General features: G+C 67.9%; 24 protein-coding genes. 13 read left to right on the top strand and 11 right to left on the bottom strand.

The window, feature by feature from the left end; all coding sequences use genetic code 11:
* The first annotated feature begins 103 nt into the window (after positions 1–103).
* Genes HYV14_13270 through HYV14_13235 form a run of 8 tightly spaced genes read left to right on the top strand, consistent with a single transcriptional unit; the run spans position 104 to position 7,866 of the window.
* On the top strand, positions 104–829 hold the full coding sequence (locus tag HYV14_13270) for a glycosyltransferase family 2 protein (protein ID MBI2386956.1): 726 nt from the start codon (positions 104–106) through the stop codon (positions 827–829).
* Positions 826–2,787, top strand: a complete 1,962-nt coding sequence (locus HYV14_13265; protein ID MBI2386955.1) for a phospholipid carrier-dependent glycosyltransferase — start codon at positions 826–828, stop codon at positions 2,785–2,787. The genes HYV14_13270 and HYV14_13265 overlap by 4 nt, the downstream gene beginning before the upstream one ends.
* Positions 2,784–3,818 carry an undecaprenyl/decaprenyl-phosphate alpha-N-acetylglucosaminyl 1-phosphate transferase gene (locus HYV14_13260; GenBank protein MBI2386954.1) on the top strand — a complete coding sequence of 345 codons (1,035 nt, stop codon included), beginning with the start codon at positions 2,784–2,786 and terminating at the stop codon, positions 3,816–3,818. The genes HYV14_13265 and HYV14_13260 overlap by 4 nt, the downstream gene beginning before the upstream one ends.
* Complete coding sequence (locus tag HYV14_13255) at positions 3,815–5,176, top strand: FAD-dependent oxidoreductase (protein ID MBI2386953.1); 1,362 nt, start codon at positions 3,815–3,817, stop codon at positions 5,174–5,176. Before HYV14_13260 ends, HYV14_13255 begins: the two co-directional genes overlap by 4 nt.
* A complete protein-coding gene (locus HYV14_13250) occupies positions 5,173–5,694 on the top strand; it encodes a hypothetical protein (GenBank protein ID MBI2386952.1) in 522 nt (173 codons plus the stop codon). The genes HYV14_13255 and HYV14_13250 overlap by 4 nt, the downstream gene beginning before the upstream one ends.
* Positions 5,691–6,473, top strand: coding sequence for a 3'-5' exonuclease (locus tag HYV14_13245; protein ID MBI2386951.1), 783 nt, complete (start codon positions 5,691–5,693; stop codon positions 6,471–6,473). The genes HYV14_13250 and HYV14_13245 overlap by 4 nt, the downstream gene beginning before the upstream one ends.
* Entirely contained in the window at positions 6,473–7,150 is a 678-nt protein-coding gene (queC, locus tag HYV14_13240; protein ID MBI2386950.1) for a 7-cyano-7-deazaguanine synthase QueC, read from the top strand. The genes HYV14_13245 and queC overlap by 1 nt, the downstream gene beginning before the upstream one ends.
* Entirely contained in the window at positions 7,147–7,866 is a 720-nt protein-coding gene (locus HYV14_13235) for a 7-carboxy-7-deazaguanine synthase QueE (protein MBI2386949.1), read from the top strand. Before queC ends, HYV14_13235 begins: the two co-directional genes overlap by 4 nt.
* Here the strand turns inward: HYV14_13235 and HYV14_13230 are convergent.
* The 5 genes from HYV14_13230 to HYV14_13210 form a co-directional block, all read right to left on the bottom strand.
* Positions 7,863–8,300: a response regulator gene (locus tag HYV14_13230; GenBank protein ID MBI2386948.1), complete on the bottom strand. Its 438-nt coding sequence runs from the start codon at positions 8,298–8,300 to the stop codon at positions 7,863–7,865. The two genes, HYV14_13235 and HYV14_13230, sit on opposite strands and share 4 nt — an antisense overlap.
* On the bottom strand, positions 8,297–9,787 hold the full coding sequence (locus tag HYV14_13225; GenBank protein MBI2386947.1) for a PAS domain S-box protein: 1,491 nt from the start codon (positions 9,785–9,787) through the stop codon (positions 8,297–8,299). The genes HYV14_13230 and HYV14_13225 overlap by 4 nt, the downstream gene beginning before the upstream one ends.
* Complete coding sequence (locus tag HYV14_13220) at positions 9,784–10,143, bottom strand: PAS domain S-box protein (GenBank protein MBI2386946.1); 360 nt, start codon at positions 10,141–10,143, stop codon at positions 9,784–9,786. Before HYV14_13220 ends, HYV14_13225 begins: the two co-directional genes overlap by 4 nt.
* An 89-nt stretch (positions 10,144–10,232) precedes the next feature.
* The gene (locus tag HYV14_13215) at positions 10,233–10,919 is read right to left on the bottom strand and encodes a CADD family putative folate metabolism protein (protein MBI2386945.1); all 687 of its coding nucleotides are present in this window, start codon (positions 10,917–10,919) and stop codon (positions 10,233–10,235) included.
* A gap of 102 nt (positions 10,920–11,021) precedes the next feature.
* A complete protein-coding gene (locus tag HYV14_13210; GenBank protein ID MBI2386944.1) occupies positions 11,022–11,798 on the bottom strand; it encodes a YwiC-like family protein in 777 nt (258 codons plus the stop codon).
* A 73-nt stretch (positions 11,799–11,871) separates the two neighbouring features.
* Here HYV14_13210 and HYV14_13205 point away from each other — a divergent pair, with 73 nt between their 5' ends.
* Positions 11,872–12,228 carry a hypothetical protein gene (locus HYV14_13205; protein ID MBI2386943.1) on the top strand — a complete coding sequence of 119 codons (357 nt, stop codon included), beginning with the start codon at positions 11,872–11,874 and terminating at the stop codon, positions 12,226–12,228.
* A gap of 9 nt (positions 12,229–12,237) precedes the next feature.
* Entirely contained in the window at positions 12,238–13,512 is a 1,275-nt protein-coding gene (locus HYV14_13200; GenBank protein ID MBI2386942.1) for an aminotransferase class I/II-fold pyridoxal phosphate-dependent enzyme, read from the top strand.
* Positions 13,513–13,578: 66 nt separating this feature from the next.
* Here HYV14_13200 and HYV14_13195 read toward each other — a convergent pair whose 3' ends face one another.
* The 5 genes from HYV14_13195 to HYV14_13175 form a co-directional block, all read right to left on the bottom strand.
* Positions 13,579–14,346 carry a 3-oxoacid CoA-transferase gene (locus HYV14_13195; GenBank protein MBI2386941.1) on the bottom strand — a complete coding sequence of 256 codons (768 nt, stop codon included), beginning with the start codon at positions 14,344–14,346 and terminating at the stop codon, positions 13,579–13,581.
* Positions 14,336–15,502 carry a CoA transferase subunit A gene (locus tag HYV14_13190; protein MBI2386940.1) on the bottom strand — a complete coding sequence of 389 codons (1,167 nt, stop codon included), beginning with the start codon at positions 15,500–15,502 and terminating at the stop codon, positions 14,336–14,338. Before HYV14_13190 ends, HYV14_13195 begins: the two co-directional genes overlap by 11 nt.
* Positions 15,503–15,518: 16 nt before the next feature.
* Positions 15,519–15,671, bottom strand: a complete 153-nt coding sequence (locus HYV14_13185) for a hypothetical protein (GenBank protein MBI2386939.1) — start codon at positions 15,669–15,671, stop codon at positions 15,519–15,521.
* Between the two features lie 39 nt (positions 15,672–15,710).
* Positions 15,711–16,154, bottom strand: coding sequence for a hypothetical protein (locus HYV14_13180; GenBank protein ID MBI2386938.1), 444 nt, complete (start codon positions 16,152–16,154; stop codon positions 15,711–15,713).
* 62 nt (positions 16,155–16,216) lie between these two features.
* Positions 16,217–16,360 (bottom strand): hypothetical protein, encoded by a 144-nt coding sequence (locus HYV14_13175; GenBank protein MBI2386937.1) that lies wholly within the window; start codon positions 16,358–16,360, stop codon positions 16,217–16,219.
* A 102-nt stretch (positions 16,361–16,462) separates the two neighbouring features.
* Here HYV14_13175 and HYV14_13170 point away from each other — a divergent pair, with 102 nt between their 5' ends.
* From HYV14_13170 to HYV14_13160, 3 genes are read left to right on the top strand one after another with little or no spacing between them, the layout of a single operon-like run.
* Positions 16,463–17,734 carry a hypothetical protein gene (locus HYV14_13170; GenBank protein MBI2386936.1) on the top strand — a complete coding sequence of 424 codons (1,272 nt, stop codon included), beginning with the start codon at positions 16,463–16,465 and terminating at the stop codon, positions 17,732–17,734.
* Positions 17,735–17,760: 26 nt separating this feature from the next.
* Complete coding sequence (locus HYV14_13165) at positions 17,761–17,907, top strand: hypothetical protein (protein ID MBI2386935.1); 147 nt, start codon at positions 17,761–17,763, stop codon at positions 17,905–17,907.
* Between the two features lie 58 nt (positions 17,908–17,965).
* The gene (locus tag HYV14_13160; protein MBI2386934.1) at positions 17,966–18,925 is read left to right on the top strand and encodes a hypothetical protein; all 960 of its coding nucleotides are present in this window, start codon (positions 17,966–17,968) and stop codon (positions 18,923–18,925) included.
* Positions 18,926–18,935: 10 nt separating this feature from the next.
* On the opposite strand, the gene HYV14_13155 is transcribed toward HYV14_13160, so the two are convergent.
* The gene (locus tag HYV14_13155; protein MBI2386933.1) at positions 18,936–19,508 is read right to left on the bottom strand and encodes a hypothetical protein; all 573 of its coding nucleotides are present in this window, start codon (positions 19,506–19,508) and stop codon (positions 18,936–18,938) included.
* Between the last annotated feature and the right edge of the window lie 49 nt (positions 19,509–19,557).

Here is a 19,557-nt window from a genome sequence, read left to right as displayed (position 1 = left end):
GGGGGGCGCGCGGCGGCCCGTCCTGAGGCCGTCACCCGCCTGAGACAGGCCCGTCATTTCCTATAATGTCGGGCACATGGCCAAGCCCAAAGTCATCGTCGTCATGCCCGCCTACAACGCGGAGAAGACCCTCGAGCGCACGATCAAGGACATCCCCGCCGGGTCGGTCGACGAGGTCATCCTCGTCGACGACTGCTCGAAGGACGGCACCGTCGCGCTGGCCGGCAAGCTGGGCCTGACCGTCATCCGGCACGCGACCAACAAGGGCTACGGCGGCAACCAGAAGACCTGCTACGCCGAGGCCCTGCGCAAGGGCGCGGACGTCGTGATCATGGTCCACCCCGACTACCAGTACGACGCGCGCCTCGTGCCGATCATGTCGGACCTGATCACCCACGACATCTGCGACATGGTCTGCGGCAACCGCATCCGCACGCGTTGGGAGGCGCTGAGCGGCGGGATGCCGGTATACAAGTACGTTTTTAATCGATTGCTGACCATGTTCGAGAACTCCGTCACCGGGCAGAACCTCGGCGAGTGGCACTCGGGCCTGCGCGCCTACTCGCGCAAGTGCCTCGAGACGATCCCGTGGGAGGACAACTCCGACGACTTCGTGTTTGATCAACAGTTCCTTATTCAAGCCGCCTTTATGAAACAGCGGTTAGGGGACGTGCCCGTCGCGGCGCGCTACTTCTCGGAGGCGTCGTCGATCAACTTCCGGCGCTCCTGCGTGTACGGCCTGTCGGCGCTGTGGTGCCTGGGGCAGTACGTCCTGCAGCGCGCGGGCGTCGTGCGCTTCGCCCTGTTCGAGCCGAAGCCCGCGAAATGAGCCGAGCCGCGGCGGCCTTCGCGCTGCTGACGGCGGGGCTCGGCGCGCTGTCGGCGGCCGATTCCCTCTGGGTCGCCCTGAGGCCGGGCTGCGTGCCCTTCGTGCTCCTCGTGCTGACGGTCCTGCTCGCCGCCGGCTCCGGCCGCGTCCTCGCCGGGAAGCTGTGCCTGACCGACGTGAGCGAGTCGCAGAAGACCTTGTGCGGCGCGACCTTGGGCCTGGGACTGCTCGCCCTCGGCGGCTTCCTCCTCGGCGCCCTCGGCCTGTTCAAGCCCTGGGCCGCCTCGGCCCTCCTGGCCGCGCTGTGGGTCGCCGGCTACGCGGAGCTCAAGCCGGCGCTCGCGTCCCTGGCGCCCGACCGCAGCCTCCTGCGCGAGCGCCCGCTGGCGGCCGCGGCGGTCGCCCTGCCCCTGCTCGCCGCGCTGTGGATGTGCCTCGTGCCGCCTCATCAGTACGACTCCCTCGTCTACCACCTGGCCCTGCCCCAGGCGTACCTGCGCGAAGGCCGGCTGTTCGCCCCGCCCGGCATCGTCTACGCCCATTTCCCGCAGAACGGGGAGATGCTGTTCTCGCTGGCGCTGCTGCTCGGAAGCGACCTGCTGGCGCAGATGTACATGTGGCTGTCGATGGTGCTCTCGATCTGGTGGGTGTTCTCTCTCGGGCGGCGCGAGGCGCCGATGGACGCGGTGGCGCTGGCCGCGATCTTCATCGCCACGCACTCGGCGCTGCTGCTGATGTCGTCGACGACGTACGTCGAGCCGCTCGTCATGCTCTGGGTCACCGCGGCCGCGCTGTCCTTCGAACGCTGGCGGCGGCTGGCGCCCGAGGGCGGGGGCCCGCGGGGCTGGCTGATCCTGTCGGCGATCTTCACCGGCCTGGCGCTGGGGACCAAGTATTACGCCGGCATCGGCGCCGCGGCGTTCGGCCTGCGCCTGCTGTGGGCGCTCGCGTTCGACCGCCGCAGGGAGCGGGCGGAGGACCTGGCGCTGTTCACCGCCATCGTCACCGCGCTGTTCGCGCCGTGGCTGATCAAGAACTGGGTGTGCGTGCAGAACCCGGTATTCCCGTTCTTTTATAAATGGTTCGCGAACACCGGCACCGGCTGGAACGCCGAGCTCGCCGCGGGCTATTTCAGCGTCTTGACCGAGTACGGCCACATCGGCGGCTTCTTCCATTCGCTGATCTCGCTGCCCATCCTGCTGCTGCGCAACCCGCTGCGCTTCGGCGGCGGCATGGACGTGCTGGGCGACCTCGGCTGGGACATCTCGCTCTGGCTCCTGCCGCTGGGCGCCTGGGCGGCGTCGAAGAACCGGAGCCTGCGCGGCCTGCTGCTGTTCTGCTTCCTGTGGGGCGCGGCGTGGTTCTCGAGCGGCGTCGTCCTGCGCTTCCTGACCGTCCTCGTGCCGATCATGGCGCTGCTGGGCGCCTGCGGCCTGGTCGCCTTGTGGGCCGTGCTCGACCGCTGGTCGCGCGCCGTCATCGCGGGCGCTCTCGGGGTCATGACCGTCGCGCACCTGTTCCTGTTCGTGTTCGTCCACTCGACCTTCGGCTCCGGCTCGACGGCCTTCGGGCTCGAGACCCGGGAAGCGTTCCTGACGCGCCGCCTCGACTACTACTCGTGCGCGGACTGGCTCCGGGGGAACCCCGCCCAGAATGATAAAATACTGGTCGTCGGGGAGCAGCGCGGCTACTATCTTCCGGCCGACCACCTTCCCAGCACCGTGCACATGCCCAACCTCTTCGTCCGCCGGGCCAACGAGTCCGCCGACGCCGCGTCGCTCCTGGCCGCGCTCCGCGCCGACGGCTTCACCCGCGTCCTGATCGTGCCGCGCGAGGCCGCGCGCCTCGGCCCGGGCCTGGGCACGCTCACGCCCGCCGGGGCCGTCAACTGGAAAGGCCTCGAGGACACGCTGAAGACCGAGTTCACGGGCCGCGGCTGCGTCGTGGGGCGTCTGTGAGGAGCGACGCGGGCCTGCTGCTGACCTCCTTCATCTGCTCGGCGGGCGTGTCGTTCTTCATGACCCCGCTAGTGCGCCTGCTGTCGGTGCGCCTGGGGGTGCTCGACACGCCGGGCTCGGCGGTCAAGACGCACAAGGAGGCGACCCCGGTGTTCGGCGGCGTGGCCATCTACCTGGGCTTCATGGCGACGATGCTCCTGCTGCGCCTGACGACGAACTTCCCGACCGGGACCCTCTACAACCTGCGCGCGCTCGTCCTCGGCGGCTCCCTGATCTTCGCGCTCGGCCTCGTCGACGACCTGAAGCGGCCCGAGGGGGTCGACTACAAGCCCAAGTTCCTGGTGCAGATCCTGGCCGCCGCGCTGCTCGTCCTGTTCGGCCTGCGCATGCGTTTCCTGTCGCCCGCCTACGTCGCGGCCGTCGTGACCGGCGTCTGGGTCGTCGGCGTGACGAACGCGTTCAACATCGTCGACATCATGGACGGGCTGTCCGCGAGCCAGGCGGCGATCGCGGCGCTCGGCTTCCTGATGATCTCCCTGCCGACCGAGGAGCTCTACGTCAACTTCGCCTCCGCCGCGCTGGCCGGCGCGGCGCTGGGCTTCCTGCCGTGGAACCTGTCGAGGAAGCGCAAGATCTTCATGGGCGACAGCGGCAGCCTGCTCATCGGCTTCCTGCTCGCGGGCATTTCGCTCGGCACGCGCTACTCCGACGTCAACGACGCGGGCGTCTTCGCCCCGCTGCTGATCCTCTTCGTGCCGGCCTTCGACACGTTCTTCGTGAGCCTCCTGCGCCTGAACCAGGGCAAGTCCCCGTTCCTCGGCTCGAAGGACCACTTCGCGCTGCGCCTCGAGAAGATGGGCTTCGACCGCGGCCAGGTCGTGCTGATGGCCGGCGCGGCCGCGGCGTTCCTGAGCTTCTGCGCGTTCCTCGTGACGCAGCTGCCGCTGCGCGGCGCGGTCGCGGTCTACGTGCTGGTGGCGTTCCTGGTCGCCTGGGTCGCGCGCCGCATGGCGCTCGTCGAGATGCGATGAACGTCGACGTCCTCATACTCGGCGGCGGGCTGGCGGGTCTCTCGTCCGCGTACCACCTCGGCGAACGGGGGGTCCGCTCGCGCCTCGTCGTCGAGGCGAAGGACCGCGTCGGCGGCACGGCCGGCTCGGTGACGACGGGCGCCTTCACGTTCGACTACACCGGCCACCTGCTGCACCTTCACGATAAGTACGGCCAGGCGCTGATCCTCGACCTGCTCAAGGACAACGTCGCCGTCCACGAGCGCAAGGCCTGGATCTACTCGCAGGGGACGTTCACCCGCTATCCTTTTCAGGCGAACACGAAGGGGCTTCCCGCCGAGACCGTCGCGGACTGCGTCGCGGGCTTCCTCGAGACCGTGCACCGGCCGAGACCCTTGGATCAAGACCCTGATTTCTTGTCCTGGTGCCGGGCGACGTTCGGCGACGGCATCACGCGCCGCTTCATGCAGCCGTACAACCGGAAGCTGTGGCGGCTGCCGCTGTCGAAGCTGACCACCGAGTGGCAGGGCCGGTTCGTGCCCAAGCCGACGGCCTCCGAGGTGATCTACGGCGCCCTCACCGACAACAACGCGCTGTTCGGCTACAACGCGACCTTCCGCTACCCGGTGCGCGGCGGCATCCAGTCCCTGCCCGACGCGTTCGCCGACCGCCTCGAGCCCGGCGTCGTGCGCGTGGACAGCCCCGTCGTAGCCGTGGACCTGCGCGAGAAGGTTGCTCAGGTGCGCGGCCTGGGCGAAGTGCGCTACGAGCGCCTGGTGAACACCTTGCCGCTGAACGTGTTCCTCGATCTGGCGGCGCCGCTGCCCGCGGACGTGAAGGCCGCGCGCCGGGACCTGCGCTGGAACACCGTCTGGAACCTCAACGTGGGGATCGACCGCCCCGCGCCGGCCGACAAGCATTGGATCTATTACCCGGAAAAGCGTTTTCCGTTCTATCGCGTCGGCTTCTCGAGCAACTTCTCCCCGCACCTCGCCCCGGAGGGGCACGCCGCGCTCTACCTCGAGGCGACGCGCCCCGGCGGCGCGCGCGTCGACCGCGACAAGCTCGAGGCGGACATGATCAAGGGCCTGCGCGAGGCGGGCCTGCTGCGCCGCAGCGACGAGATCTCGGCCAAGATCTGGATGCCGGTGCCGGTCGGCTACGTCGTCTACGACCGGGCCCGCACGCCCGCGGTGAATACGATCTTCCGTCACCTCGCCTCGCTCGGCGTCGAGTCCATCGGCCGCTACGGCGGCTGGAAATACTCGTTCATGGAGGAGACCATCCTCGACGGCAAGCGCTGCGCGGAGCGCCTCGCCGGGGGCGGGCCGGCGCCGGAGCCGTCCTCCGCCGAGTCTCCCCTGAGGGCGCTCAAATGAAGAAGGCCCTGGCCGCGCCGTCCCTGCTGGCCCTCCTCCTCCTCTCGGCCTGCGTGGCCGAGACCGTGGAGCGCCGCAAGCCGCGCAAGGGGCCGATCAAGGAGGTCGGCTTCGTCGACATGGGCGGGGGGAACGTGCGCTACTCCGTCGACGGCTGGGGCTGGTTCGTCGCCGGGCGGCGCCGCGACGCCCTGCGCCGCATGCGCCGCAACTGCGGCAAGCTGCTCGCGCCGCAGATCCTCGACGAGTACCTGCGCCAGGACGCCGACATCTCCTACGCCGGCGAGGACATCACGACGAACCTCGACAAGGGCATGGACCACTTCAAGATCGCGCCCTTCCAGCACCTGATCTACGAGTGCCGGCCGAAGGACGCGGCCTACGAGCCGCCGAAGGCCTCGACCGCGGTCCCGCGCGCGATCCTCGTCGTGCCGCCCGTCTCGACGGTCTCGACGACCACCGTGATCGAGGCGCCCGCCGTTTCCACCGCGACCGCCCCCCAGGAGCCGCCCAAATGATCAAGCTCGACCGCGCCATCTGCATCTTCGACCTGGAGGCCACCGGCACCAACGTCCTCGAGGACCGCATCGTCGACATCTGCATCTTGAGGCGCGAGCCCGACGGCTCCGAATCCCTGTTCTCCTCGCTCGTCAACCCCGGCGTCGCGATCCCCCCGGAGGCCTCGGCGATCCATCACATCACCGACGACATGGTCAAAGACCAGCCCCGGCTCTCCGACCTCGCGCCGAGGATACTCGAGATGTTCAAGGACGCCGACCTCTCCGGCTTCAACGCCGCGAAGTACGACATCCCCCTGCTGACCGCCGAGTTCAAGCGCTTCGGCGCCGAGTGGCCCGAGGCGGGAAAAAGAGTGGTCGATTCGTTCACGATCTTCCAGCGCAAGGAGCGCCGTGACCTGACCGCCGCCTACAAGTTCTACTGCGGCAAGGACCTCTCCGGCGCCCACCGCGCCGAGGCCGACGTGCGCGCGACCGCCGAGATCCTGTGGGCCCAGGTCGAGCGCTACGCCGACCTCCCCAAGGACGTGGCGGGGATCGAGGCCTGGTGCAATCAGATCGATCCGAGCAGAGTCGACGTCGAAGGGAAATTCGTGTGGAAGAACGGCGAGGCCGCTTTTGGATTCGGGAACAAGCACAAGGGTAAGACCATTCGGGAAGTCGTCCGAGCGGATCGAGGCTATTTCGCGTGGATGATCGAGAAGGGAAACTTCAGCGCCGATGTGGTGCGGATCTGTAAAGAAGCGTTGGAAGGAAAATTCCCGGAGAAGAAGGTGTAATGAAGAAGAAGGGTATCGCCGTCGTCTTGCTTTCTGGAGGCCTCGACTCCACGACGTCGTTGTACTGGGCCAAGAGCGAGTACTCTTCCGTTGTTGCTTTATCCATCCGTTACGGCCAGCGTCACGTCAAGGAATTAAACGCGGCCCGCGCCGTTGCGCGGGCCGCGAAGGTACAGCTCCACGAGGTCGTTATCTCGTTGCCGTGGCTCCAAGGCTCGTCCTTGACGAATTCGTCCCTTCGAATCCCCGACATGCCGTTGAAAAAGATAGGCACCGGCGGAATCCCCTCGACGTACGTCCCCGGCCGCAACACCATCTTCTTGTCGTTAGCGGTGTCGTTAGCCGATGCCGTCGGGGCGGAAGCGATCGTCATCGGCGCGAACGCTTTGGATTATTCGGGATACCCCGACTGCCGTCCCCCGTTCATCAGCGCCTTCGGCCGTGTCGCCGTCGAGGGAACGAAGCGCGGCTCCGAGGGCAAGCCGCTGAAGATCCTCGCCCCGCTCCTGCGCTTGGACAAAAAGGGCGTCGTGAAGCTGGCCGCCCGCGTCGGCGCCCCGCTCCGTTTGACGTGGTCGTGCTACGCCGGGACCCGGACGCAGTGCGGCCGCTGCGACTCCTGCAAGCTCCGCGCCAAGGGCTTCCGCGAGGCCGGTATTCCGGACCCCGCCGCGTGACCCAGACCTTGAAGCTGTCCGACGAGTCCCGCGCCCGCGTCGTCGAGATCTTCTCCTCCCTGCAGGGCGAGGGCCCGCGCCTGGGCGAGCGCCAGGTCTTCGTGCGCCTGGGCGGCTGCAACCTCGCCTGCGACTACTGCGACGAGCCCGACACCATCCCGATTCCATCGGGACTCGTACGGTCCGCTGAATACGTCAAGAACGAGATCGAGCGCCTCGCTCACGCGAGGTCCCACCGCGCGATCTCCTGGACGGGCGGCGAGCCCCTGCTCCATCCGCAGTTCCTGATGCCGCTGATGCGCTGGGCGCGCAAGAGGGGCCTGGAGAACCATCTCGAGACGAACGGGACCTTGCCGGTCCCCATGTCCGCGCTCGCGCCGCTGTGCGACCTCGTCGCCATGGACATCAAGCTGCCCTCCTCGACGGGGCGCGAGACCTGGAGCGCGCACCGGGACTTCATCCGCGTCCTGCCGCCCCGCGCGTTCGTGAAGGTCGTCCTGAGCGACCGCGCGACCGAGGACGAGTGGAGGACGGTCGTGGACCTCGTGCGCCGCGCCCCGCATCCGCTGCCCCTGTACCTGCAGCCCGCGACGCCGGTCGGCAAGGCGAGGACTATCACCGCCGCCCGGGCCCTGCGCTTCGAGGCCCTCGCGCGCCGCTCGGTCAAGGAGGTGTTCCTGCGCCCGCAGTGGCACCACCTGTGGGACCTGCCCTAGGCGGGCCGTTCGTTGAGCATGGCCCAGAACACGCCGACGGTCTTCACCGCCTCGAAGAAATCCTCGAACTTGACCGGCTTGACCACGTAGGCGTTGACGCTGAGCTTGTAGCATTCGTTCAGGTCGGCGGGCTCCCGCGATGAGGTCAGCATCACGACGGGCACCGGCCTCAGGCTCTCGACGCGCTTCATCTCCCGGAGCACCTCGATCCCGTCGAGCTTGGGCAGCTTGATATCGAGCAGGACGACGATGGGGTTGCCGTTCGCGCGGCCGGCGTAGGCGCCCTCCTTCTTGAGGTAGTCGAGGGCCTCGGAGCCGTCCCGCGCCACGACGATCTCGTTGGCGATCTCGGCCACCCGCTTGAGCACCTCGACGGTCATCTCGACGTCGCCCGGGTCGTCCTCGACGAGGAGTATCTTCCCGAGGCCGCTCACGGCGCCGCCTCCTTTTTCGGCGCCGGCAGGGAGAAGTAGAACGAGGCGCCCTTGCCCACCTCTCCCTCGGCCCAGGTCCGGCCGCCGTGCTTGGCGACGATGCGGCGGACGTTCGCCAGGCCGATGCCGGTCCCCTCGAACTCCTCCATGCGGTGGAGGCGCTGGAACACGCCGAAGAGCTTGTCGGCGAAGCGCATGTCGAAGCCCACTCCGTTGTCGCGGACGCGGATCACCAGCTCGTTCGACGCGGCCTCGACGGGGCCGATCTCGATGATCGCCGGAGAGCGGTCGCGGCTGAACTTGAGCGCGTTGCCGATTAGGTTCGCGAAGACGAGCCTCATCATCCCCGCGTCGCACACCGCGTCGGGCAGCCCGGCGACCCGCCATTCCACCGCGCGCTCCCCGAGTCCTTCCTTGAGGTCCGCGATGACCTCGTCGACGAGCGCGCGCAGCGAGACGGTCTCCGGGCGCAGGTCGAGCCGCGCCGTCTTCGAGAACGCGAGCAGCTCGTCGATGAGGGCGCCCATCTTCTTGGCCGCGCGGCCGATCTTCTCCATCAGGTCGCGGCCGCGGTCGTCGAGCTTGCCGGCGGCGTTCTTGGCGAGCATCTGGATGAAGCCGTCGATGTGGCGCAGCGGGGCCCGCAGGTCGTGGGCCACGGAGTAGGAGAACGCCTCGAGCTCCTTCTGCGCGGCGTCGAGGCGGGCGGCCTCCTTGGCCTGCTCCTCGATCCGCTTGCGCTGGGTGATGTCGATGATCGAAGCCAGGACGAGGCCCTCCGACGACTCGATCGGATTGAGCCCGATCTCGACCGGGACCTCCGAGCCGTCCTTGCGCAGGGCGTGCAGGTCCCGGCCCGCGCCCATCGCGCGGACGCGGGGGGCCGCGTGGAAGCCGCCGCGCTGGCCGGGATGGGCCGCGCGGAACCGCTCGGGGACGAGCATATCGATCTTCCGGTCGAGCAGCTCCTCGCGCGCATAGCCGAACATCCTCTCGACCTGGGAGTTGACCAGGACGATCTTCCCGGCGCGGTCCACCATGATCATCGCGTTGGGGGCGGCCTCGACGGCCATGCGGAAGCGCGCCTCGGCTCTTTTCAGCCGCTCGAGCTCCTCGAGATGCCGGTGGTTCTCGGTCAGGTCGCGGAGCAGGAAGACGTGGACGTCCTCCTCCCCCGAGCGCGCCGACTCCCACTGGATCTCGAGGACCCGCGACCGGTAGGAATAGCGGCCTTCTCCGCGGCGCTCGCCGCGGCCCGCGCGCGACACCGGATGCTCGCCGTCGTCCAGCGGGAGCAGCCGGACGAGGTCGGCGCCCAGGATCTCGATGTGCGGGCGCCCGAGGATGTGGTCGAGCGCGGTGTTGCACCAGCGCACGCGGCCCGTTCGATCGGCCCACACGACCGCGTCCGGCATCAGCCCGAGGGCGATCTCCATGCGCCCCAGGCTGCGGCGCAGCTCGTCGACGAGCTCGTCGGAGCCGCTCATCGGGGGACCTCGGCGCGAAGCGTCGCGCCGAACATCCAGCGCCCCTCGACCTTTTCGGCGACGATCACGTGCTCGCACTCGAACTCGCGTCCCGCCTTGTCCACGGTCATCAGGCGCAGCGGGCGGCCGAGGAGGGTGGGCTGGCCGGTGGTGAGGAAGCGCGAGAACCCCAGGTGATGGGCGTCGCGCAGGGCCTTCGGTATGATGACGGTCAGCGGCTTGCCGTCGATCTCGTCCCGGCGCCAGCCGAAGGCGGCCTCGAAGGCCGCGTTCACGAAAACGACGCTCCCGCGCTCGTCGGCGAGGATCACGGGGATGGCCGTCTCCCGCTTCAGGTCTTCCAGCGTCATGCCCATATACTGGACAAATTCACGTGTCCGCGGGATGTACGGGATGCAAACATCCGGCGACGCGCAGCGCGCGCCGCCGGCCGGCTATCGCGGGGTCAGGCGGCCGCGCAGGCCATGATGCCGCGCGCCTCGCAGACGCCGTCGAGCAGGGCGTTGAGCGCGTCGCAGGCGTCCGACACGGCGGCCTTGAGCTCGGCGCCGAGCGCGGGATCGTTCTCCAGCTGCTCGACGAGGACCTGCTTCTCCGACGCGGAGTGCCACGCGTCCATGGTCTCGTGGACCGAGAAGAAGCCCAGGGCGTCCTTCGAGTCCAGTCCGTACTTCGACTTCAGGCCCTCGATCTTCGTCTTCGCGACGGCGGGCTGCTGCGCCTCGTAGGCGTACAGGGCGGCCAGGCCGGCCTGCCACGATCCGCGGGACAGGCGGTCGAAGGCCGCCACGCACTTCGCCGTGCCGGCGTGGGCCTCGGCGCCGAGGACCGAGGCGCGATCGGCGCCGACGGCCTGCGCGAAGCGCAGCCACAGCTCGGGATGGTTCTCCGCGCCGGCTTCCTCGTGCGTCAGGTTCTCGAGGAGCATCTGGCGCGTCTTCAAGTCGGGGGTGTTCGAGTGCACGGCGCTGACGTAGCGCGGGAAGCGGGCTTCCTGCTGGTAGTACTGCCGGGAGTAGTGCGCGAGGTCTTCCCGCGTCAGCGTGCCGGCGGTCCAGGCCTGGTAGAAGGGGTGCTTGAGGAGGGACTTCTGCTCGATGACGGCTTCGATGTCGGACCAAAGAGTGTTCATGGGAGCTCCGTTATGACCGGGGATTGCGCACGGCAATCCTACAACACTTTTGGCGCGCGAGTCATTTGGGGCGCGGATGAGAACCGGCCGCGGCGGACGACGCTACCTCGCGAAGGCGAAGCCCATCACGATCACGAACACGACGGAGTAGCCGACCTCGGAGTAGCCGAGCGCCTTGAAGTCGACGCGCGCGGGCGGGCGCCGGCCGCGCAGGACGGTCTTGGCGAGCGCGGCGGCGAAGGGGACGGCGGCGACGGCGGGAACGCCGCCGGAGGCCGCCCAGGCGGCGACGCCGGCCAAGGTCAGCCCGTGGTAGATCGTCGAGCGCCGGCGCATCGCGGCGATCGCGGGCGCGGCCGCGGGGTCGCCGGCGGCGCGGTGCTGAAGGGCGGCCATCTTGACGTAGAAGATGGGGCCGAGGTAGTAGGCCGAGCACAGCAGCCACAGCGCCCAGGCCCGGGCGTCCAAAGTGAAGGAGGTCGCGTAGTAGGCGGCGGGCGCGCCCAGGCACAGGCCGAAGACGCCGGCGGCCTCGTTGAAGGCGCTGAAGCGCTGCCCCGACCTGTTGGCGAGCAGGTTCTCGGCCAGGAGGAGCCCCGAGGGCACGGCGAAATACAGGAGCTTCCAGCAGCCCAGCACGACGATCAGCGGAACGAAGGCTCCCGCGGCCAGGGCGGCGTAAAACGCCAGCCAGCCCCAGGCCCGGCGGTCGCCGGGCTTGGCCAGCAGGGCCTGCAGCGGGGTGCGCGACAGGAACACCGCGAGCGAGCCCAAGACGAACAGCGCGGCGGCGGCCGGGGACACCGAGGGGGCGCCGATCAGCCCGACCGCGATCGGCGCGATCAGGATGGCCCAGGCTCCGTGCTCTTTCGGCATCATGACCGTATCTTAGCAACGTTCCGGCCTGGAGGCCGTAGTGTTGCGAAGTCCATAGGGATTGCGGAGGTTTCACATGGCGCGACTGATGACGACGGCCTTGGTTCTGATCCCCGCGGGCGCTTCCGCCCGCGACCGGTGGGCGGCCGGGGCCTGCGCGAGCGGCTGCGGCGTCTCGAGCACGGTTTTGATGGCGGCGACGGCGGCGCTGGGCGTCTGGGTCCTGCGCTCGGCCGAGAAGGACGGCGGCTGGGTCAAGCGCGCGGGCCAGGCCGTGGGCTGGACCTTGGCCGTCGTCGGCCTCGGCGGCTTCCTGTGCGGCGCCGCGAGCTACGGCCTGAAGAGGATGGATCAGGGCTGCCGGACGCCCGCCGGCGCCGCGAGCATGGCCTTGCCGCCCGGCCATCCGCCGCTGGTCCCCGGCGGGAGCTAAGGAGCCTCCATGGCCAAGAACGCCGAAGGCTACAAGAAGACGACCCGCATCGTGCACGGCGCGGCCAAGACCCCGCGCTGGGACTACGCCCACCACGTCGTGCCGCCGCTCACCGCGTCGACGACCTTCCGCCTGGAGTCCGTCAAGCGCGCCGCGCGCGGCTTCAACGATTTCGGCTCGTTCCACAAGGAGTCGGAGGCGCCGATCTACATCTACGACCGGCTCGAGGAGCCGACGCGCGGCCTCCTGGAGAGCCAGATCGCCTCCATGGAGGGCGCCGACGCCTGTCTGACCTTCGCCTCCGGCATGGCCGCCGTCTCGGCGGCGCTGGGCTGCCTGCTCCAGTCCGGCGACGAGGTCGTCGCGCACACCTTGCTGTACGGCTGCACGCATTCTCTCTTCACCAACTGGTACCCGAAGCTCGGCGTCAAGGTCCGCCGCGTCGACTTCACCGACGCCAAGGCCGTGGCCAGGGCCGTGAACTCCCGCACGCGCGCGCTGTACTTCGAGTCGCCGGTCAACCCGACCCTGGACCTGGTGGACCTGCGCGCCGTCTCCGACGCCGCCGCGAAGGCCAACAAGGGCCGCAAGCGGCGGATCTTCACGGTCATCGACAACACCTTCGCCACGCCCTTCGGGCAGCGCCCGATCGAGCACGGCATCGACGTCACGCTCCACTCGCTGACCAAGAACATCGGCGGCTTCGGCACCGAGGTCGGCGGCGCGGTGTGCTGCTCCAAGGAGGTGTTCCCGCTGCTGGCGAGCTACCGCAAGGACTTCGGCGGCATCCTCTCGCCGAAGGCCGCGTGGGCCATCCTCGTCTACGGCGTGCCCACCATCCCCCTGCGCATCAAGCGCCAGCAGTACAGCGCCCTGCACGTCGCCCGCTATCTCCAGAACCATCCCCTGGTCGCCAGCGTCCGCTACCCGGGCCTCGACTCCTTCCCGCAGCACGCGCTGGCTCTCCGGCAGATGCGCGACTTCGACGGGGGCTTCGCGCCGGGCAACATGATCTACTTCAAGCTCGACGAGAGGAAGATCGACGCGGTCAAGTTCGTCGATCACGTCGCGCAGAACGCCTACTGCGTGACCTTGGCCGTCAGCCTGGGCCACACCAAGACCTTGATCGAGATGCCCTCGGGGATGACGCACTCCGCCTACGCCGGCCACGGCCCCATGAAGGAGAACCGCGGCGTGCGCCTCTCGATCGGCCTCGAGAGCCCCGTCGACATCATCAAGGACCTCGACGCCAGCCTGCGCGCCGTCGCCCGCCGGCGGCCCTAGCCGGTCCCGGGTTTCATCTCAAGATAAAACAACGGCTCGACTGAGTGTTTCCGGAAACAGTCGGGGTCAGAGAAAGACCTTCTCGGGGTCGATCCTGCGGCGCAAAGTGTCGAGCTCGAGGGCGGTCGGGTCGGCGTTGCGCGCGACCTTCGCGGCGACGGGGAAGGGGAAGCCGGTCTCGGCGGCGACCCGCGCGGCCGTCACCCCGGGGTTCAGCGCGATCAGCCGCATGCGCTTCGACGACGGCTCGAAGTCGAAGACGGCGAGGTCGGTCACCACGCGGTAGGGCCCGGTCCCCGGGGGCAGGCCCGCGCGCTCGCGGGCGCCGGGGCCGTCGAGGTAGCCCGGCGTCGTCAGGAAGTCGACCTTCGGCACGAAGCGCTTGCGCTCGTGCTTCATGATGATGATCGTGCGCCAGCACAGCGAGCCGACGTCGTTGGCCCCGCCCGACCCGGGCAGGCGCACCGTCGGGTCGTCGTAGGGGCCGATGACGGTCGTGTTCAGGTTGCCGTACGGGTCGATCTGCGCCCCGCCGAGGAAGCCGTCGCGCACGACGCCGCGCTGCGCGGCCTCCATGACGTCGCAGATGCCCATCGCCGCGACGCCGCGGCGGAAGGAGTTGTGCTCGCCGACGGCCAGCGGCAGCTTCTCGAGCGTGGAGCCGACGCCGCCGAACTCGAAGACGGGGATCAGCGCGGGCGAGTACAGGGCGCGGGCGAGCGCCGCGGCCAGCATCGGCACGCCGGTGCCGATGAAGACGGTCGTGCTTCCCTTCATCATGCGGGCCGCGGTGCAGGCCAGGCGCTCGGCGGGACCGGCCTTCTCAGCGCTCATTCTTCCTCACCTTCAGCGCGCGCAGGCGGGAGGCGCCCACGCGCTCGAGATAGGCGGCGTGGTCCTTCACGCCGTGGACGAACTCATCGAGATAGCGCCTCGTCGCCTCCTCGGACCGCGTCGCCTCGAGGTATTCCTTGATGTGCGGCTCGTCGCGGCGGTAGACGCCGCAGGTCTCGCCCGGGTGCGCGCCGAAGGGCGCCGGCACGACGGCGTCGACCAGGAAGTAGGGGATGACGGTGCGCTCGGGCTTCTCGCGGAACGCCTCGGTGTCGACGATCTCCTCGGCGCTCACGATGAGGCGCCTGCAGGCGCGCGACATCTCGACGGCGAAGCCGGAGATGCCGTCGATCTGGCAGTTGCCGAACTTGTCGGCGCGGTGGACGTGGATGACGGCGGCGTCGAGGACGAGCGCGGGCAGCAAGGTCAGCTCCATGCCGGTGAAGGGGTCCTGCATCGTCTTGGCCGGGCTGCGCGCGAGCGTGTCGGTGCCGAGCATCGTCCGCGCGGGCAGGAACGGCAGGCCCATCGCCGCCGCCTTCATGCGCCAGGTGATCGCGGCGTTGGACCACTCCGCGAGCTTGAGCGCCCCGCTCTCGACGGCCCGGCGCAGGATCGGGGAGAGGCCGTAGGCCTCGTAGCCGACGTAGGTGATGTCCATCTCGGCCACGAGCCCGGCGGCGATCAGGAAGTCCGCGTCCATCAGCCCCTGGCCCATCAATCTCAGGCCGCCGACGCGCCGGCGCACGATCTCGCGCACGACCGACAGCGGGCAGCGGACCGTGCCGTACAGCTCGAAGCCGACGTAGTCGCCGCTATGGATGAAGCGCTTGACGGCCTCGCGCTCGGTCATGAGCTTCGAGCGCAGCGAGAAATCCTTCTCGTCGCGCAGGAAGGCGCGGAAGCCGTCCGGGTCCGGCGGCTGGAACAGCGGCGGCGGCGCGAGCGGGCGGGACGGAGGGGGCAGGGGCGGCTGCGCGGGAAGAACGCCCGTCGTCTCCAGCGGGCGGAAATCGCTGCACGCCCGGGCGCTCAGCTCCGCGCCCGCGCGCGCGACGCCGTGCTTGACGCAGAAGCGCGCGGGGCGGCCGTCGGCGCTGGTCCGCGTCTCCAGCCATCCGCAGTCCGAGCAAACGGGGGTGCGGATCTTCGGCATGGGTCCCCTGGGGGGCTTAGGCGGCGACCTTTTCCCGGGGCGCCGGGACGGGCTTCACCACGAGGGAGACGCTCTTGCAGCAGCGCTCGCAGTAGTGTTCCGGAACGGTCTTTCCGTCGAGGAACAACATCGAGAGGATGGGCGAACGGCAGTCGGGACACTGTTTCATGCCGACAACTAAGCAACAAAACTGCCCGGAGCGGCCCCTTCAGCCGGGGCGGGTCTTGCCGCGGGCTTCGTATATCTTCAGGAACGCTTTGTCCTTCTCGCGACCGGCGCGCCGTTTCGCCTCGAGCACATCCTTTATATCCGCGCAGGGCACGCGCACACCCGCCACGCTGAAGACGTGTCGGCGCCGCTTCAGACTCGCGAAATCCGACCCTTTGATCTCAAGGACGATGTCGATGGGCATTTCGCCCGGCTTGAGCGCGGTGACGGTCCCGCGACTCTTGATGATGCGGCGGCACAACAGCGGATCCGGGATGCCGAGGGGCTCCCCGGCCACCGTGAGGTCGCAGCCGCCCCGAAGCAGGGCTTTCAGCGCGCGGGAGAGGTTGTCCGGGTCGGGGCGAAGGAGCAGATCGCAATCAAGCGTCGAGTAAACGGAGGACGGATCCTTGGCATAGTGGTTGACCGCCAGGACGCCGATCATGACGTAGTCCACGCGCGCTGCGTTCAAGCCGGCCAGGGCCTTGACCAGCGGGGGCTTGGGCTTCAACGGCGGATGGCCCGGATGTAGGCGAGGTACGAAGTCAGCGCCGTGTAGACGAAGGTCTTGTCCGCGCCCTCGCGGTTCCAGGGCTGGCGGCGGATCCTGCGGGCAAGGGCGGCCAGACTTCGCGAAGCTCGTCGTGCCATGTTCCTATTGTAATCCATAAGCCCGTCTTTCGCCAGGTGCGCTAAAATTCCCGCCTCGTAAATGTTAGATTACGCCGCGAGTCTGAGGAGGATGATGCGACCATGATGCTCTCCGGGTTTTTATGCCTCGCCGCATCTGTTTTCGCATCGTTCGCGCATAGCGCGGCAGGGGCAGCCCCCGCCCGCCCTGCGCAAATCCCCGCAGGATATTGGGAGAGCGTCGATCTCGTCGGCTCCATCGAGGAGTTCTCGCCGGGCAGGCGATCCTGGCCCAACGAGCTCTTTCTCAAAGACTTCGAGTGCGGAGCGGACGGACGCTGCTCGCTGGGGTGGACGTGCGAAGACGGCTGGACGACGCATGCAAACGGGAAGACGCGCGCCCCTTATACCGTGAAAGCCGTCGACGGCGAGTCGTTCTTTTTCCTGCCTTGGCTCAGCGGGGACGTCGTCGAGCGCGGGATGAGTCCTCATTTCTACGTTCTCAGAAAGACGGACAAGGCCGCCGCGCGGACTCCGAGGCCAGCCGCCGACCCTGCCCCGCAAGCCTCGCGGGGCGCGGCGGCGATAGAACCCTTCGACGACGTCCGCGGCAAGGATCTCAGCGGCGAGGATTTCTCCGGCCGGCCCGATCTCGTCTCTACGCTGACCTTCAACGAACGGACGGTCTGGCCTAAACCCGCGGCGATGGGAAAGAATGCCGACCCGAGACAGTTGATGTCCTCGGGCATGAACCCGGGCCTGGGCGTACGCAGGCTCCATGAGAAAGGCATCACCGGCGCAGGAGTCGGCGTCGCCATCATCGACCAGCCTCTCCTGGACGACCATCCCGAGTTCGCCGGGAAGATCGCCGCCTATCGCGATTTCGAATGCGGCAGCGACAGCAGCATGCACGGTCCCGCGGTCGTCAGCCTCTTAGTCGGCGCCAAATGCGGCACCGCGCCGGGCGCGAAGATCTATTATGCGGCGGTCCCGTCCTGGAAAGCGGACGCCGCTTACTATGCGCGGGCGTTGGACTGGATACTCGAGCAGAACGCCAGGCTCAGGGGACAAGAGAAGATCCGGGTCGTGTCGGTCTCAGCCGTGCCTTCCGGTCGCGGATCCACCTTCAAGGAGAACAACAAGGCCTGGGATGAGGCGTACGCGCGCGCGCGCAGGGCATCCTCGTGCTCGATGCGACCGAGGAGAAAGGGATCGTCGGCCCCTGCCATTATGACTCGCGTGATCCGGAGGACGTGTCCAAATGCGAGCCGGGCTTCCCCGGAAGAGTTGGACGTTTCTCCGGCCTTATTCTGGCTCCAGTGGCGCCGCGCACGGTCGCTGAGGAATACAAGAAGGGCGAGGCCTCGTATCAGTACGACGGACGCGCCGGCCTGAGCTGGGCGATTCCTTATACGGCGGGCGTGCTCGCGCTCGGTTGGCAGGCGCGCCCCGACCTGACCGCCGAGCGGATGCAAGAGCTTCTCTTCAGGTCAGCCCATGTCGCGAAACAGGGCGAGACGATAATCGATCCAGCGGGATTCATCGAGTTGGTCAAAGCAGCCCGGTGATTTCCCGCGGATCCCCGCGGAGAACTTGATTTCGCAAATAAAGTAGTAGGATGCGCGCATGAAGATCCGATTCGCCTTCTTAACCGCGCTTTTAGCCGCCTACTCCTTCCCTTCCGTCCGAGAGTGCTTCGCCCAGACCCGCTCGACGACGGACGGAGCCGACGGTTCGAAGGCCGCGAAGCGCGCCGAGTTCCAGCGCCGGGTCAGCGAGAATGTGCGGCGCCTGAAAGCGGAGAGACCTAACCGGTACGTGGAAAACGCCGATCTCGCAGTGGATCCGCAGGCGTATGTGGGCAAGCGCGTAGTCCTGATCGGCCTCGGCGGCTTCAGCCCCAAAATGAACGCGAAGTCCATGATGCGCCTCGCCGACCCTTCCGGGGGTATTCCAGGGATCACCGTTGATTTCGCTCGATTAAGCGAGCAGATGAAAAAAAATCTGCTCAAGATCGAGTTACCTCCGCATGCGTTGCTCGTCTCGGGCGTCTGGCGCGATGATGCCGAAGGCTACCGGCTTATTGCCGATGAGATCCGCGATTTAGGCGACACCTTGAACACTTCACTGGCGTACGTCTTGAATGAGTCCGATGCCTCTGCCGTCCGAGCGGGGCAAGCCGGACGCCTGCGGCAGGTGAGCGAGGAGCTCCAACGGCTGAAGACGGAGACTCCCCGCCGCTACGCGGAAAACGCCGACCTAAACGCGAAACCGCATGTTTACGCCGACAAGCGCGTCGTCGCCGTCGGTTTCGGCGGCTTTAGCGCCAACGAGAAAGGCGTGTTCACCGTGCGTCTCGCCGACTCATACGGCGGGTTCCCCGCGATCATCGCCGATTTTTCCGGCGTGAGCAAGGAGACGAAGAAGACCCTGCTCAAATCCAACTTCCCGCCGCATGTATTGCTCATTGCCGGCGCCTGGCGTAAGACAGCCGAAGGTTGGAGGCTTTTCGCCGATGAGGCGCGCGATTTCGGAGAGGCGAACTGCGGACCCGCTCTTCTGGACTGTTTAAAGTCGCCCGAGTAGGTCGGTTCGCCTATTTAGCTTCTTGAGCGGGCGAATTGACCCTGGCGACGATGTGATAGCCGGTGAACCAGCCGCGCAGGTCGCCGAACAGGGGAAGGCTCCCTGATTTCCTCGCAGTCGCGAGCGCCTCGGCGCTGCGGAAATTGACGAACACGTCGGTCCTTCCCGTCGGAACTTCCACTATCGTCGCGACACGCGTGATGGGCGATAGTTCGACGGAATCGACACCGGGGATCTTAGAGAAACGCTCTCTGTAGCCCTCATCAAGCGCCGCGCGCTCGCGCGCGACTACTTCCGGCGAGACGCGGGCGATGATGTGATAGCCGGTGAACCAGCCGCGCAGGTCGCCGAACAGGGGGAGGCTGCCTGATTTTCTCGCAGTCGCGAGCGCCTCGGCGCTGTGAAAATCCACTGTTACGTCGGTCCTTCCCGTCGGAACCTCCACGAGCGTTGCCACGCGCGTGATGGGCGCAAGACCGACGGAATCGACCCCGGGAATCCGAGAAAATCGATCGGCATAGTCCCGATTCAGTTGAGTGGGCGCGGCGGCGGGTTTCAATTTCCACGAGACGGGAATTTTCATCTGCGAGGAATCAGCGCCTGCGACAGCGCTCCTTAAAGCGTCTTCCGGG

The sequence above is a fragment of the Elusimicrobiota bacterium genome (genome assembly GCA_016182905.1).
In the GTDB taxonomy this organism is placed as follows: Bacteria; Elusimicrobiota; Elusimicrobia; order UBA1565; family UBA9628; genus GWA2-66-18.
Note: the sequence above shows the minus strand (reverse complement) of the source record. Positions and strands in the feature narration are given on the sequence as shown.

Coding starts and splice junctions, on each gene's coding strand:
- HYV14_13270 (MBI2386956.1), top strand. CDS start 104: ATGCCCGCCTACAACGCGGAGAAGACCCTCGAGCGCACGATCAAGGAC.
- HYV14_13265 (MBI2386955.1), top strand. CDS start 826: ATGAGCCGAGCCGCGGCGGCCTTCGCGCTGCTGACGGCGGGGCTCGGC.
- HYV14_13255 (MBI2386953.1), top strand. CDS start 3,815: ATGAACGTCGACGTCCTCATACTCGGCGGCGGGCTGGCGGGTCTCTCG.
- HYV14_13250 (MBI2386952.1), top strand. CDS start 5,173: ATGAAGAAGGCCCTGGCCGCGCCGTCCCTGCTGGCCCTCCTCCTCCTC.
- HYV14_13245 (MBI2386951.1), top strand. CDS start 5,691: ATGATCAAGCTCGACCGCGCCATCTGCATCTTCGACCTGGAGGCCACC.
- queC (MBI2386950.1), top strand. CDS start 6,473: ATGAAGAAGAAGGGTATCGCCGTCGTCTTGCTTTCTGGAGGCCTCGAC.
- HYV14_13225 (MBI2386947.1), bottom strand. CDS start 9,787: ATGAGCGGCTCCGACGAGCTCGTCGACGAGCTGCGCCGCAGCCTGGGG.
- HYV14_13220 (MBI2386946.1), bottom strand. CDS start 10,143: ATGGGCATGACGCTGGAAGACCTGAAGCGGGAGACGGCCATCCCCGTG.
- HYV14_13215 (MBI2386945.1), bottom strand. CDS start 10,919: ATGAACACTCTTTGGTCCGACATCGAAGCCGTCATCGAGCAGAAGTCC.
- HYV14_13210 (MBI2386944.1), bottom strand. CDS start 11,798: ATGATGCCGAAAGAGCACGGAGCCTGGGCCATCCTGATCGCGCCGATC.
- HYV14_13205 (MBI2386943.1), top strand. CDS start 11,872: ATGGCGCGACTGATGACGACGGCCTTGGTTCTGATCCCCGCGGGCGCT.
- HYV14_13200 (MBI2386942.1), top strand. CDS start 12,238: ATGGCCAAGAACGCCGAAGGCTACAAGAAGACGACCCGCATCGTGCAC.
- HYV14_13195 (MBI2386941.1), bottom strand. CDS start 14,346: ATGAGCGCTGAGAAGGCCGGTCCCGCCGAGCGCCTGGCCTGCACCGCG.
- HYV14_13190 (MBI2386940.1), bottom strand. CDS start 15,502: ATGCCGAAGATCCGCACCCCCGTTTGCTCGGACTGCGGATGGCTGGAG.
- HYV14_13185 (MBI2386939.1), bottom strand. CDS start 15,671: ATGAAACAGTGTCCCGACTGCCGTTCGCCCATCCTCTCGATGTTGTTC.
- HYV14_13180 (MBI2386938.1), bottom strand. CDS start 16,154: ATGATCGGCGTCCTGGCGGTCAACCACTATGCCAAGGATCCGTCCTCC.
- HYV14_13175 (MBI2386937.1), bottom strand. CDS start 16,360: ATGGCACGACGAGCTTCGCGAAGTCTGGCCGCCCTTGCCCGCAGGATC.
- HYV14_13170 (MBI2386936.1), top strand. CDS start 16,463: ATGATGCTCTCCGGGTTTTTATGCCTCGCCGCATCTGTTTTCGCATCG.
- HYV14_13160 (MBI2386934.1), top strand. CDS start 17,966: ATGAAGATCCGATTCGCCTTCTTAACCGCGCTTTTAGCCGCCTACTCC.
- HYV14_13155 (MBI2386933.1), bottom strand. CDS start 19,508: ATGAAAATTCCCGTCTCGTGGAAATTGAAACCCGCCGCCGCGCCCACT.